The 12,706-nt window shown below is 69.8% G+C and carries 12 protein-coding genes and 1 pseudogene; 9 read left to right on the top strand and 4 right to left on the bottom strand.

Annotated features, from left to right (window positions below; all coding sequences use genetic code 11):
* Positions 1-25 precede the first annotated feature (25 nt).
* Together ABZ374_RS22205 and ABZ374_RS22200 are read left to right on the top strand one after the other, a co-directional pair.
* Complete coding sequence (locus ABZ374_RS22205) at positions 26-565, top strand: winged helix-turn-helix domain-containing protein (RefSeq protein WP_360313612.1); 540 nt, start codon at positions 26-28, stop codon at positions 563-565.
* On the top strand, positions 562-1,095 hold the full coding sequence (locus ABZ374_RS22200) for a transposase (protein ID WP_360313668.1): 534 nt from the start codon (positions 562-564) through the stop codon (positions 1,093-1,095). The genes ABZ374_RS22205 and ABZ374_RS22200 overlap by 4 nt, the downstream gene beginning before the upstream one ends.
* Positions 1,096-1,566: 471 nt before the next feature.
* Here the strand turns inward: ABZ374_RS22200 and ABZ374_RS22195 are convergent, their stop codons facing one another.
* Entirely contained in the window at positions 1,567-2,442 is an 876-nt protein-coding gene (locus ABZ374_RS22195) for an IS5 family transposase (RefSeq protein ID WP_360313610.1), read from the bottom strand.
* A 435-nt stretch (positions 2,443-2,877) separates the two neighbouring features.
* Here ABZ374_RS22195 and ABZ374_RS22190 point away from each other — a divergent pair.
* The 6 genes and pseudogenes from ABZ374_RS22190 to ABZ374_RS22165 all read left to right on the top strand — a co-directional run bounded on the left by ABZ374_RS22190 (position 2,878) and on the right by ABZ374_RS22165 (position 8,785).
* Positions 2,878-3,719 (top strand): annotated as a pseudogene (locus ABZ374_RS22190) (IS5 family transposase).
* A gap of 588 nt (positions 3,720-4,307) precedes the next feature.
* Positions 4,308-5,429, top strand: coding sequence for a methyltransferase domain-containing protein (locus tag ABZ374_RS22185; RefSeq protein WP_360313608.1), 1,122 nt, complete (start codon positions 4,308-4,310; stop codon positions 5,427-5,429).
* A gap of 1,178 nt (positions 5,430-6,607) precedes the next feature.
* A complete protein-coding gene (locus tag ABZ374_RS22180) occupies positions 6,608-6,814 on the top strand; it encodes a hypothetical protein (RefSeq protein ID WP_360313606.1) in 207 nt (68 codons plus the stop codon).
* Between the two features lie 18 nt (positions 6,815-6,832).
* Positions 6,833-7,150 carry a hypothetical protein gene (locus ABZ374_RS22175; protein ID WP_360313604.1) on the top strand — a complete coding sequence of 106 codons (318 nt, stop codon included), beginning with the start codon at positions 6,833-6,835 and terminating at the stop codon, positions 7,148-7,150.
* Positions 7,151-7,539: 389 nt separating this feature from the next.
* Positions 7,540-7,854 (top strand): DUF3349 domain-containing protein, encoded by a 315-nt coding sequence (locus ABZ374_RS22170; protein ID WP_360313602.1) that lies wholly within the window; start codon positions 7,540-7,542, stop codon positions 7,852-7,854.
* Between the two features lie 796 nt (positions 7,855-8,650).
* Entirely contained in the window at positions 8,651-8,785 is a 135-nt protein-coding gene (locus ABZ374_RS22165) for a hypothetical protein (protein WP_360313600.1), read from the top strand.
* Positions 8,786-9,420: 635 nt separating this feature from the next.
* Here ABZ374_RS22165 and ABZ374_RS22160 read toward each other — a convergent pair.
* Entirely contained in the window at positions 9,421-9,948 is a 528-nt protein-coding gene (locus ABZ374_RS22160; protein WP_360313598.1) for a hypothetical protein, read from the bottom strand.
* A 668-nt stretch (positions 9,949-10,616) separates the two neighbouring features.
* On the opposite strand from ABZ374_RS22160, the gene ABZ374_RS22155 reads away from it, so the two are divergent.
* Entirely contained in the window at positions 10,617-10,820 is a 204-nt protein-coding gene (locus tag ABZ374_RS22155; protein WP_360313666.1) for an IclR family transcriptional regulator C-terminal domain-containing protein, read from the top strand.
* Positions 10,821-10,919: 99 nt separating this feature from the next.
* Here the strand turns inward: ABZ374_RS22155 and ABZ374_RS22150 are convergent, their stop codons facing one another.
* Both ABZ374_RS22150 and ABZ374_RS22145 read right to left on the bottom strand, forming a co-directional pair.
* On the bottom strand, positions 10,920-11,765 hold the full coding sequence (locus tag ABZ374_RS22150) for an alpha/beta hydrolase (RefSeq protein WP_360313596.1): 846 nt from the start codon (positions 11,763-11,765) through the stop codon (positions 10,920-10,922).
* Positions 11,762-12,697 carry a VOC family protein gene (locus ABZ374_RS22145; protein ID WP_360313594.1) on the bottom strand — a complete coding sequence of 312 codons (936 nt, stop codon included), beginning with the start codon at positions 12,695-12,697 and terminating at the stop codon, positions 11,762-11,764. Before ABZ374_RS22145 ends, ABZ374_RS22150 begins: the two co-directional genes overlap by 4 nt.
* Positions 12,698-12,706: the final 9 nt, after the last annotated feature.

Raw genomic sequence — 12,706 nt, 5'->3', positions numbered from 1 at the left:
AAGATCCCTGCGGTATGCCGTGGAAATGCGGTATGCGCAGGGTGGTGGGCTGACTTCGAAGGAACGGGCGAAGCGGGAACGGTTGCGTCTGGATGCCGCGGAGCGGTTCGAGCGCGGTGATTCCAACGCGGTGATCGCGTCCGGGTTACGGGTGGCGCGTCGGTCGGTGGAGCGTTGGCGTCGGGCCTGGCGCGAGGCGGGGCCGGAGGGTCTGCGATCGGCGGGGCCCGCGTCGCTCCCCAAACTGGATCCGTCGCAGGTGGCGGCTCTGGAACGGGAGTTGGACAAGGGTCCCAGGGCCCACGGTTGGGAGGATCAACGCTGGACCCTGGTGCGGGTGAAGGCGGTGATCCGGCGGCGTTTCGGGGTGACGTACTCGATTCACGGGGTGTGGGACGTGTTGCGTCGGGCGGGCCGGTCGTGTCAACAGCCGGTCCGGCGGGCGGTGGAGCGGGACGAGGACGCCGTTCGGGGCTGGGTGAAGGAGACGTGGCCGTCGGTGGAAGCACCGCGGCGGCGCTCGACGCGTGGATCGTCTTCGAGGACGAGGCCGGGATGTCGATGACGCCGCCGCGAGCGCGCACCTGGGGACGACGCGGGGCAACACCGGTGGTGCGGGTGCGGGGAGCCTCGCGCGGTCGGGTCTCGATCGCCGCCCTGGCCTGCTACAAACCGGGCGAACGCCCCCGTCTGCTCTATCGATCCCGTCTGCACACGCGCCGCAAGGGGGAACGCAGGAGCTTCGCCTGGACGGACTACCGCGACCTGGCGGTCCGGGCCCATCGGCGGCTGGGAGGCCCGATCGTTCTGGTCTGGGACAACCTGAGCACCCATCTCGCGTCCGGGCTGCGGGAGTACACCGCCGACCACGACTGGCTGACGATCGTTCAACTGCCGAGTTACGCGCCGGATCTGAACCCGGTGGAGGGGATCTGGTCCCTGGTTCGTCGCGGTTTCACCGGGAACGTCGCGTTCACCGACTCCGACCACCTGGTCCGCACGATCAAACACGGCCTCCGCCACGTCCAACGACGCCCCCACCTCATCGACGGATGCCTCGCCGAAACCGGACTCGTCATCCGACCCAGGAAATGACATCCAACCAAGCGACACCACGAAGAAAACCTCAGTAGCCTGAGAGGCGACAGGAGCACCACCTTCATGACCAGCCGGAATCCCGGCGGCGACCCGGCTCCCAAGCCCAAGCGCCGCACCTTCTCCCCGGAGTACAAGCTCCGGATCGTCACCGAGTACGACGGCGCCCCGGATGCCGCCGGACGCGGCGCGATCCTGCGACGCGAGCGGCTGTATCACTCCCACATCCAGGAATGGCGGGCCGCGCGCGACACCGGCGCCCTGGCGAAGCTCACCGACCGACGCACGAGCCCCGCCCGACCGAAGAAGCCCGCGGCCGAAGCCGAGAACGAGAAGCTCCGGCGCAAGGTCGAGCGCCTGGAGAAGGAGGTGGCCAAGCGCGACGCCGCGCTGGAGATCCCGGGAAAAGGGGTCAAGCTCTTGGAGATGCTCTCCGAGAGCGAGGACCGAAACACGCCCCGAAAGAGCGTTTTATGCCTGAAAAGGTGTTTGGTTCCGGTCCTGAGGTTGGATGTCGCGCCAGTTCAGGGTGGATTCGCGGGTGAGGCGTCTGCTCATGAGGTCGATCATGGCGAGGTGGATCATGGCTTCGGAGCGGTGTGGGTGGGTTTCGTAGTCGCGGGCGAGGCGGCGGTGGTGCATGAACCATCCGAAGGTTCGCTCGACGATCCAACGTTTGGGGAGGATCTTGAATCCCTTGACGGTGGGGTCGCGTTGCACGACGTGAACGTCGATGTCGAGGGTCGCTCCGTGCTCGATGGCCTTGGTCCGGTAGCCGTTGTCGACCCGGGCCTTGGTGACGCGGGGATGGGCGGTGGCGATCGCGGCGAGCGGGTGGATGCCGCCGACGTTGTCGGAGACGCTCGCCGCGGTGACCCACACGGCGAGAAGGAGGCCGACGGTGTCGACCCGAGCCGATGTGGCGCTTCCGTCGATTTTCTTGCCGGCGTCGATGCCCTGGCCTGCGGTGGGGACGTTGGCGGAGGTCTTGACGCTCTGCGCGTCCAACACGCACGCGCTCGGCTCCGCGTCGCGGCCCTCCCGCTTCCGGACCAGGCGCCGCAGGACTCCGTTGAGCCTCTCGAAGACGCCGTCCTTCTGCCAACGGGCGAAGTAGCCGTAGGTGGTTTCCCATGGTGGGAAGTCGTGCGGGAGGTAGCGCCAGGGAATCCCGGTGCGGTCGACGTGGAGGATGGCTTCCATGATGCGACGCAGCTCGTGCTCGGGTGGGCGTCCGAAGTCCGGTCCGTTGCCCCGGCGTTCGGCTCGCCAGGCCGTCAACGTGGGTTCGAGCAATTTCCAACGGGCGTCGGACGGATCACTGGGATAGCGCCGAAGTCCGGTCATGTTTCGTTGGTAGCGCCGGGCGTCCCGTTCATCCAAGGCGTGAATGGGGGCGGACAGGTGCTTCCCGGGATCAGACAGGAGTTAACGTGGTGAAACGGGCAGGCTCGAATCACCTCAAGCCGCACCCGTCACACAAGACGTGCACTGACCCAATCACGTGGACCGCTCCAGCACTTCGAAAGCCGCAACACGCTTCTCTTGGGGCAAAACGCTCTTTGAAAGAGCGTTTTATCCCGGGATGAGTGTGATACGGCATTCACGGTGTTGGATTGATCCGCATGGTTGGGACCGTGGGTGCCTCCTGTGACATACGCGGCTCAAGACGCTTCGAGTCAGTCTGTTTCGCTACCTTCGCTCCTGTCTGATCCCGCGACGCCCCTGTTCACCCCCGTTCACGCCTTGGGCGGGCGGGCCGCCGAGCGCTACCAACAAAACATGACCGGACATCGTCCCTATCCGAGTGATCTGTCCGACGCCCGCTGGAAGTTGCTCGAACCCACCCTGTCGGCCTGGCGGACCAAACGCCGTGGCAGCGGACTGGATTTCGGACGTCCTCCCGAACACGAGCTGCGTCGGATCATGGAAGCGATCCTGTACGTGGATCGCACCGGGATCCCCTGGCGCTACCTCCCGCACGACTTCCCACCATGGGAAACCACCTACGGCTACTTCGCCCGTTGGCAGAAGGACGGCGTCTTCGAGAAGCTCAACGGAGTCCTGCGGCGCCTGGTCCGCGAACGGGAGGGTCGCGACGCGGAGCCGAGCGCGTGCGTGTCGGACGCGCAGGGCGTCAAGACCTCCGCCAACGTCCCCGCCGCAGGTCAGGGCATCGACGCGGGCAAGAGAATCGTGGGACGGAAACGCCACGTCGGCTTCGACACCGTCGGCCTTTTGCTCGCCGCGTGGGTCACCGCGGCGAGCGTCTCCGACAACGTCGGCGGCATCCACCTGCTCTCGGCGATCGCCGCCGCCCATCCCCGCGTCACCAAGGCCTGGGCCGACGCCGGCTACCGAACCAAGGCAATCGAGCACGCCGCGGCCCCGGGCATCGACGTCGAGGTGGTCCAACGCGACCCCACCGTCAAGGGATTCAAGGTCCTCCCCAGACGTTGGATCGTAGAGCGGACCCTTGGATGGCTCATGCACACCACCGCCGCCTCGCCCGCGACTACGAAACCCACCCACACCGCTCCGAAGCCATGATCCACCTCGCCATGATCGACCTCATGAGCAGACGACTCACCCACGAAAACACCCCGAACCGGCGCTACACCTGAAGCTGGAACCAAACACGTTTCACAAGACGAAACGCTCTTTTACTCCCCCGAACCCCACGACGCCGACGCCATGTGGGCCGATCTTTGCACGAAGGATTCATCGTTCGACACCCGTCGAGCGAACCCGACGACAAACCACTACGTCGTGCGGCATGGGAGGGGCATCCGACCGTGCCGCACAAGCACGTCGAGACCGTTGACGTCAATGGGGAGGTGCGCGCGGTGAAGCTGGTGTCGCGCTCGCCAATGCCCGCCAACGACGGGCCACATGCGCGGCGGAACGGCTGGAGGGCCTGACCGGGCTTGGGATGCGTCGGGGACAGCCGGGCATCGGTGGCGAGGGTCCGTTGCCGCACCGGGTGGGCTTGCCGGTGGTGTGGGTCGCGGTGCGGTGTGTCTTCCACGTCGATGTGGTGTTGCGTCATCATGGGGTCTCTCCGGGTGACCGAGGAGGAGGCGTTCATGGGACAACACGAGAAGCCGCCGCCGGATCCGTCGAAGGGCACTCCGCCGCCGAACAACTCCGACGGGCAGGTGCCCGCTCCCCCGCCGTCGAACGGCCAACACAAGAAGGACAAGTAGCCCGCCGTGGATCCTGTCGAGGCGCGGTCGCGGTTGGCGGCCGAGATGGAACGGCGTGGGGACTGGCCCGAGCGCGCGCCGTGGATCCGCGCCGCCGTGGAGGCCACGCCCCGGGACGAGTTCGCGCCGGACCGGCTGTGGCGCTGGGACGGCGAGGGTTATGTGCCGGTCGATCGGGTGGTCGACGAGGGTGCGTGGGTGTCGCTGGTGTACGCCGGGCCCGACGACGCGGCGGTGACGCAGGTCGTCGACGCGGTGCCCACGTCGAGCCTGTCCTGCCAGGCGGTGGTGGTGGACATGCTCGACTCCCTGCTCCTGGAACCCGGGCACCGGGTCCTGGAGTTGGGCACGGGGACGGGCTGGAACGCGGCGCTGGCCGCGCGACGCGCCGGGCCCGGCAACGTCGTCAGCGTCGAGGTCGATTCCGACCTGGCCGAGGGCGCCCGCAAGGCGCTCGCCGCGGCCGGGCTGGACGTGTGCGTCGAGGTCGGGGACGGCGCGGCCGGTCGCCCGTCGGAGCGGCCGTGGGATCGGGTGGTCTCGACCTACGCGGTGGAACGGGTGCCGTGGGCGTGGATCGCCCAGGCCCGCCCCGGAGGTCGCGTGGTCACGCCGTGGGGGTGGCTGGGGCATGTCGCGTTGACCGTCGCCGACGACGGGCTGTCCGCCTCCGGCTGGGTCCAGGGACTCGCCACGTTCATGCCCGCCCGCGGCACCCCGGCCGAGCGCCGATTCGCCGACATACGCGGCGACACGGCGGCCGGGGAGGAACGCGGCGTCGTCCGCGATCTCGCGCCGTTGTGCGACGACGCGCACCTGCTGTTCGCGTTGCGCGTCGCGCTGCCCCAGTTGCGGGTGCGCGCCGCGCGCGACGCCGACGGCGTGAACGCGTGGATCCACGACGGCGACACCTCCTGGGCCGTGTACTCCGCATCGGCCGGCGGCACAACCACGCTGCACCAGGGCGGCGTGCGCCGGCTGGGAGACGAGCTGGAAACGGCCTGGGACCGGTGGATCGCGCAGGGCGGCCCGGGGCTGTACGACCACGGCATGACCGTCACCCCCGACACCCAGTACGTGTGGGCCCACCACCCCGACACCGGGCCTCGGTGGCCCACGAACACGTAACCGCACACGGGCGCGCGGCCGTGGCCGCACACCGACTCGCCGCCGCGGACACGGGCACGCAGCGTGTGTCAGGAGGCGGGCCGTCGTGCGCCGGTACTCGTCGGGAAGTCCGATGCGAGGCGCGGGACATCCGCCACACCCCGCCCGACGGCTCCCCGGGGGCCGTTTGTTCGTCCCGTTCGGGTGGACCGCGCGCATCGGGGACCCGATCGGTGCGATGGTGTGCGGGTGCCCCGCGCGGGGTCCACACACTCGCCTCGCGGCGTTGTCGTGCGGGCTGTGCCCCGCGCGGGGCCAACAGCAACGATCCCGACCGCGGCAATGCGCGGTCGGAACCGTTCTCGCACACCCGGACCCCGACTCCCGAACCGACCGGCCGAGACCCGGGTCGGCACCGACACCGGAAGCCACCCGCCTACGTCCGCGTCGGGCCCGGACGGGAGGAGAAGCCGAGCCCGAAGGTCGTAAGGAAAACCGGGCAGGAAAATCAGCCCGGGAACCCCGAAGCCCACGGGCCGACAACCCTCCACCCGGCACAGCGGCCGGCGGGCCCATACAAAGACCCGACACGAGCAACTCCCGGACCACGCCACAGGCACCGGGCCGAGGCACGAGGTGTGGTGTGCCCTCGGACGACCTGACCGCGACCGAGCACGCCTGCAACTCGTCGACAACCGGGCCGGCCCCGGCACACGCCGCCGCACCGTCCAGTGAAACGCTCATCGAATAGGTCACGCTGCCCATCGGAAGCCTTGCTCGGCAACGGGTTCTGACCGAGTCACCTCTCGAGCTCATTTCGTTGAGAAGACTTCGGTAGCTCAGACGAGTAGGCCTTCGACGGCGACGGCGACCGCCCGCCGGAGGTGGTGCCATCGCTACCGCACCGCGCGTAGGCGGCGCTCGCCCTGGCTTGGGATCCGGTCACCGTTCCAACAGCGCGGCGACGAAGGCCGTGATGCGACCCACCGGGGAACCACGGGCGCCTCCGTGTCCATGTAGCGGTCGTACAGATCGGCAAAGCACTTGGCCGCAGCGGCGTTCTCTGCCGGCCGCGCGCCCTCCCACACGGCAAGGTCGTAGCTTCGATCGCACCTACTCGAGGACGCCCGTGATCGCGGTGGAGTCCGGTTTCGGAGGTTGCTCCCACGCGACGGTCCCGCTCGTTACGCCCGGTCCAAGTGGCGTCGACCGCACTCGTGTCGGCGTTGTCGCCGCTCGCGTGCACGCAGGCGTCCACGCCCGGTTCCCGGCCGCTCGCGGATCTTCCGCCGGTCCTCGCGGGGGCCACGCGGATCGTGGCCGACGGACGCGGCGCCGATTTCTCCCGACGCCTGGACGGCGACGGCGACGGACGACCCGTGACCGCGTCGAGGGAGTACTCGTAGTTCCTCGCGGCCACCGACATGCTCGACCGGCAGGGCGCCGACCACCCGTATCCGGCCCGGGACGACGGCTACGCCCAGGCCGGTCGCATCGTCGTGGTCACCGCCGAACGCGGGCCCACCTCGGCGCTGGACGTGTTCGCCGAACTCTCCGACAACATCGAAGAGATCCGGGCGGACGTGCCGCTCGGTCCCGGAGAACGGCACATCCTCGAACGCGCGAACGGCGGCCGGATCACCTGCGACTCCCACCCCGCACGACCCGCTCTCGACGCCCGATCCGCACCGCGACGCGCGCCTACGCGTCGTGCACCTGGGCCGACCGCGACCGCCTGGTGAGGATCGACTCCTCGGAGGCGGACATCCGCGCCGTCCGCGCCATGGTCGACACCATCCGCACCGCGCCCCCGGCTGCCACGCCCCGTTGACGCGCGCGAGTCCCTTACCCGCGCCCGATGTTCGCCCGCCCGGATTCACCCGCACCACTTCCGAGGCCCGGACGCACCCGCGCGAACCGCACCCGCCCGGCGTGCCGGGGGTCGGCTTCGGGCGCGACGCGCCTCGCCGAGGCGGCGCGGCGCGTGGGCGAGTTCGGCCCGGGCGTGGTCGAGCCACCTGGTGAGGATGTGGGTACGGGGCCGGGGGCGTTGTGGAGTGCGGTGTGGGTTCGTGGTGGAGTGGGGCGACCGCGACGGCCGTGGTGAACATCGACGCGAGGGGGTCGGGTCGTGGCTGTTGCGCCGTATCCGGAAGGGGTGTGGGGCGGGCGTGTTCCGCGGCACCTGGAACGGACCCTGTCGATCCTGGAGTCCGCGTATCCGCGGGGGATGCCGGACGAGGACTATCTGCCGGTGATGCGGGTCCTGGCCGAGGGGATGTCGATCCGGAACCTGGGGGACGTGATGTTCGCGTTCACCACCTTCACGGAGGCCCACCACGACGCGTACGGTATCGGCGGCGACCAGGAATCGACCGACCCGGACGTGCGACGCGTCCGGGAACTGCTCGTGGGGTGCGGATGGGACCCCGACTCCGACGAATAGGCACGGACGAGCATAACGCTTCCTCGGTCCACCAACGCTGCACGCTCGCGCACGAGGACGAGCCGTCGGGAGCATGTGTCCGCGTCCCGGCTTCGGCCGACGGTGCCGACGGCGCGGGGGCGCGTCCTCGGGTGAGGAGGGTCCGCCGAACTTCCCTGCCACCGTGCGTCGTTGCCACCGGTGACGAAATCGGCGTCGGGGCGTGCGGGTCGCCGGTGGTCGCGGTCGCGGGGTCTCGGTGGTGCGGTCGGGGCACGCCGGCCGGCGGCAGGTTGGGGGTGGTGGGGGCTTCGGCCATCGTCTCCTCCTGGATCCACCGACGGCGAACACGGCCCGGGATGGGGCGGGTTCGGCTGGTCGGGGAAGCGAGTACAGCTCACCTGTTCGACTCGCCGACAGGGCCCGGGCGTATCCCCGCTGTATCCCCGGCCGCCCGGGCACGGACAACCACCCGGGCGTGATGGTGTGATGGGTCCGTGGACACTCCGATTCGTCACCTGTTGTCCCACGTTCGGGCCGAGCGCGGCTGGTCGCTCGAGGATCTCGCCCGCGAGGTCCTCGAGCGACCAGCCCACCGGGGTCTTCGATCGGGCACCCGACGCGGCCGCGTGTGGAAGTGGGAGACCGGGGTCGAACCCTGCGCGGAATCCCAACTCCTGCTCGCCGAGGCCCTCGGCCTGGCCCCGACGACGTCGACGTCCGCGCCTGGCCGCACTGGTTACCGGGCCCGCATGCGCCACTGCCCCTGGGCGCACACCACACCGTCACCGCGTTGAGAGAGGCGTTGAAGACGACGATGAAACGCCGCACCCTGCTCGGCTACACCGGCGCGGCCCTGGCCGGCCTCGCCGGACAGTGGGCCACCCTGGAACCGCCCCCCGCCGCCGGATCACGCCACGGCAGCGCCGTGGACGCCGAGTTCGTCCAATGACTGGAGACCACCGGGGCGCAACTGACCGGCCAGGCCACCGAACAACGCCAACACACCGCCACCCTGCTCGACGCCCACCTGAGCACCGTCACCACGTTGATCACCGACGCCCGCTACACCCCGCGGATCGGCCGGCGCCTGCACCTGTTGGCCGCCGGCCTGTCCCAGACCATCGCACGGCGGGAGCCGGGCCGGGCGTGCCGTGCGGTTCGATGTCGACCGCGGCGAAGCGCGGTCGGGCCGCGGGCACCGTGCCGCACCACCGGATCGGTTCCTCGACGGCGCCGGGGGCCCGGCCGAAGTTTTCGCGCAGAGACCGTGGTTGGTGCGGACGGCGTTGCCGATGAGGTGGGCGGCTTTCTCGTATCCGACGTCGGTCACCAGGAGCGCCATGGTGATCGTCCTCGCTCTTTCGGCCCGGGTCGGTACGGCAATATCGGCTGAACATTCGCGTGGCTTACCAGAATTCGTCATGAATTGAGGGATATAACGGAAAACGGACTACATGAAAGAATTCAACCTGCGGGTGGACGCGTCCCTGCTCGCCGCGTTGCGCATGTCGTCTGTGCCGGCGCGCTGGTCGCCGGGGTGTGGTGCTGGCCGTCCACATCGGCATATGCCGACGCCACGTCGGCCTACGGCGACTGGTCGATGAACGGCACCACGGGCACGGTCGACATCCCCCTCACGGACTTCCCGACCGCGGCGGTGACAACGGACAGCACCACCGCCACGGTGCAGTCCGGAACCTCGGACTTTCTGGGACCGGGAACGCCGGTGGGGGATCGGTACGGATCTTCGCAGGGCAAGGAATACGTCACTCTGCGGACCGCCACGGGCCTGACGCCCTCGACGGCGACCCTCACGTTCGAGCACCCGACGAATGCCGGGAACTTCGCCTTCACCCCGGGCGGCATCGACGCCGACAGCGTCACGGTTGCGGCGACGGGTGCTGACGGCCGGCCCCTGACGGTGGATCGGCTGGGCCGGCAGGGGACCTTCAACCAGTGCCAGGCCAGGCTGAAACCGTCAGCCTGCGGTCCCGCCGGAACCGACACCGACGTGCCTTCCTGGGACCCTGCCACGAACACGCTCGTCGGCCACGGTTCGGACACCACGGGCGCCTCGGGCTGGTTCCAGCCGACCGTGCCGGTTACCGGCATCACGTTGAAGTTCGGCCGGCAGACCGGCTTCCCGGTCTACCAGTTGTGGATCTCGTCGCTCCTCGCAGATCGCCGGCCGCGTCACCGCCGACTGCGGCCCGCCCACCGGGCTCGTGGTGCGGCTCCTGGACGAGAACGGGCAGCCCGTCCCGGGCCCGACGGACAGGCCGTCACCACGACCACGGACGACCAGGGAAACCACGCCTTCACGAATCCGGCTCCCGGCCACTACCAGGTGAGCACGACGTCCGACGCCTACGCCCCGCCGACCAGCTCCCGCACAGCCGACACCAGCGACGGGAACAGCGTCATCGACGCCGATCTGGCCCTCACCTGCCGCACCAACCCCAGCCCCTCTACGACTGTGTCGTCCACTCCCACGTGTCGCGTCTTTCGGCCGCCACACCGGGGGCGGCCACTCCGGCCGCCACGTCACGGCGTACCCCGACGTCGGCCACTTCTCGGCGTGGTGGGCGCGGACGTCCGCCTGGACCACCTCGCCGAAACCCGCCACCGCCCCGGCACCACCAAGTCCCGCACATCCGGTCCGTAGGCCATCCCGACCCTGCAAGCAGGCCCAAATCCCGTGACCAACACAAAACACGGTCCGGGCCTTCAGGCGTACAAGGCTATGTGCAACACACCCGCGTTCTCGACGAAACTGCGACATCCCCAGGCCAGACTACGAGGACGCCGCGGTCGGCCTGGTGTGCGTGGCCGCGCCCGTGCTCGGCCCGGACGACGAGCCCGTCGCGGCGATCGGCGTGGCCGGGCCCAGTCCCCGCTTCCGCCCCGAGGCGCACGTGACCGCGCTGCGCGCCGCGGCGACCGCCCTGGGCGGCGTCCTCGCGCGTCGGGACGCACTGTCCTGATCGGTATGCGCCCGGAACGCGGGCAGCCCGGGGCGGGCCGTCCGCGATTGCGGACGGCCCGCCCCGGGCCCAGTCGGCGCGCTCGGGGGTGGCGGATGCTCAGGTGTTTCGGACGAAGTCCGTGACCAGCCGGTTGAATTCGTCCGCGTGCTCGATCATGGCCCAGTGGCCGCACCGGTTGAGCAGCACCAGGCGGCTGTCGGGGACGTTCGCGAGCAGATGCAGCGAGACCTCGTAGGACACCACTCGGTCGTCGCGGCCGTGGATGATCAGTGTCGGCGTGGTGATCGCCGGGAGCAACCTCGGGTCCACCCACGTGGGCAGCGGGGTGCCGTGCGGCAGGCCGTCCACGTAGTTGCGCAGATGCTCGGGCCGGGCCAGCGCCGCGTCCGAACGGGCCTGGCACAGCTCGGGGGTGGCGAATCGCTCCTTGTCGAAGCACATGATCTCGACGAGCCGCCGCATGTTCTCCGGGCTCGGATCGCGGTAGGCCGTGATGAGCACCTTGAGGCCCTCGGACGGGCCGTCGCCCGCGCCGAAAAGGGTCCGCACGGGGCCGACGGGGGCGCCCATCGTAACGAGGTGGGTGATGCGGTCGGGATGTTCGGTGGCGAGCCGGAGCGAGGTCTGGCCGCCCATCGAGTTGCCGACGAAGGCGGCCTTCTCGATGCCCAGGGCGTCCAGGAACTGGATCGCGGCCTCGACGTGGTCGAGTCGGTCCACCGTGGCCGGGTCGGACTCGCCCCAGCCGGGCATGTCGACGGCGTAGACGTGGAAGTGCTCGGCGAGCGCCCCGATGTTCCCGGCGAAGTTGCTCCAGCCGGTGGCCCCGGGGCCACTGCCGTGCAACAGCACCAGCGGGTGGCCCTCGCCGACCTCGTGGTAGCGGAGCTCCCAGTCCTTGGTCCGGACCAGGCGCGCGGTCGATTCGCGGGTGGGTGTCATCGGTTGTCTCCGTGATCGGTTCCGGCGGCGCGGGCGAGTTGGGCCGCGACCGCCTCGGGCGGAAGGTGTCCCCAGTTGTTCAGCCGGTCGAGGGTCCGGACCTGCCAGGTCGCGTCGTCGATGAGCAGGCCGCCCCAGCCGTATTCGACGCTGAACCCCGAGGGTGTGCGGACGTAGAAGCTGAACATGTTGTCGTTGGGGTGCATCCCCAGCGTCATCTCGAACGGCTGCCCGGCTTCCAGGCAGCGGTCGTGCGCCATGCCGACGTCGCGGATGTCGGCGACTTCGAGCATGAAATGGTGCGTGCTCTTGGGGTGCGGCATGTCGCCGAACGCGACGCTGTGGTGGCGCGGGTTGCAGTGCAGGAAGATCAGATCCGCGACCACGCCCGGGGCGACCTCCTCGACGATGGTGTCGGAGATCCGGAAGCCCAACAGGCCCTCGTAAAAGGCGAGATAATCCTCCCGGGACACGCCTTTGGCGATCAGCACATGGTGACCGGCGCCACCGTCGCCGGTGACGAATCCGCCGAGCAGCCGGTCGGAACGGAACGGGGTGTCGGCGTCCGCGAGTCCGACCACCAGCTCCACCCGGTTGCCGATCGGGTCGGTGGTGACCAGGATCCGGTCCACCCCGCGGGCGGCAGCGAGCGCCGTCCCGCCGTCGGCGACGTCGACGCCGGCCGCGGCAAGCCGGTCCGCGAGCGCGTCGAGGGCGGCCTCCTCCTCGACCGAGTAACCGCTCGCCACCAGGTCGTCGGCGGGTCCGCGCCGGACCAGCCAGCGGTACGCCTTGGCATCGGTGCGCAGGCGCAGCGTGTCGTCGTCCTTCCCCGCGAGTTGCATGCCCAGCAGGTCGACGGCGAAGTGCTCCCAGTCGGCGAGGTCGCTCGCCTCGTAGACGACGTAGGCGAGTTCCTTGACTCCGGTCATGGGTTCTCC

This window comes from Embleya sp. NPDC005971 (assembly GCF_040629175.1).
Lineage (GTDB): Bacteria > Actinomycetota > Actinomycetes > Streptomycetales > Streptomycetaceae > Embleya.
Note: the sequence above shows the minus strand (reverse complement) of the source record. Positions and strands in the feature narration are given on the sequence as shown.

Excerpts from the sequence above, each read along its gene's own strand:
- ABZ374_RS22205 (WP_360313612.1), top strand. The coding sequence starts at position 26 with ATGCGGTATGCGCAGGGTGGTGGGCTGACTTCGAAGGAACGGGCGAAG.
- ABZ374_RS22200 (WP_360313668.1), top strand. The coding sequence starts at position 562 with ATGACGCCGCCGCGAGCGCGCACCTGGGGACGACGCGGGGCAACACCG.
- ABZ374_RS22195 (WP_360313610.1), bottom strand. The coding sequence starts at position 2,442 with ATGACCGGACTTCGGCGCTATCCCAGTGATCCGTCCGACGCCCGTTGG.
- ABZ374_RS22175 (WP_360313604.1), top strand. The coding sequence starts at position 6,833 with ATGCTCGACCGGCAGGGCGCCGACCACCCGTATCCGGCCCGGGACGAC.
- ABZ374_RS22165 (WP_360313600.1), top strand. The coding sequence starts at position 8,651 with ATGAAACGCCGCACCCTGCTCGGCTACACCGGCGCGGCCCTGGCCGGC.
- ABZ374_RS22160 (WP_360313598.1), bottom strand. The coding sequence starts at position 9,948 with ATGCCGGTAACCGGCACGGTCGGCTGGAACCAGCCCGAGGCGCCCGTG.
- ABZ374_RS22150 (WP_360313596.1), bottom strand. The coding sequence starts at position 11,765 with ATGACACCCACCCGCGAATCGACCGCGCGCCTGGTCCGGACCAAGGAC.
- ABZ374_RS22145 (WP_360313594.1), bottom strand. The coding sequence starts at position 12,697 with ATGACCGGAGTCAAGGAACTCGCCTACGTCGTCTACGAGGCGAGCGAC.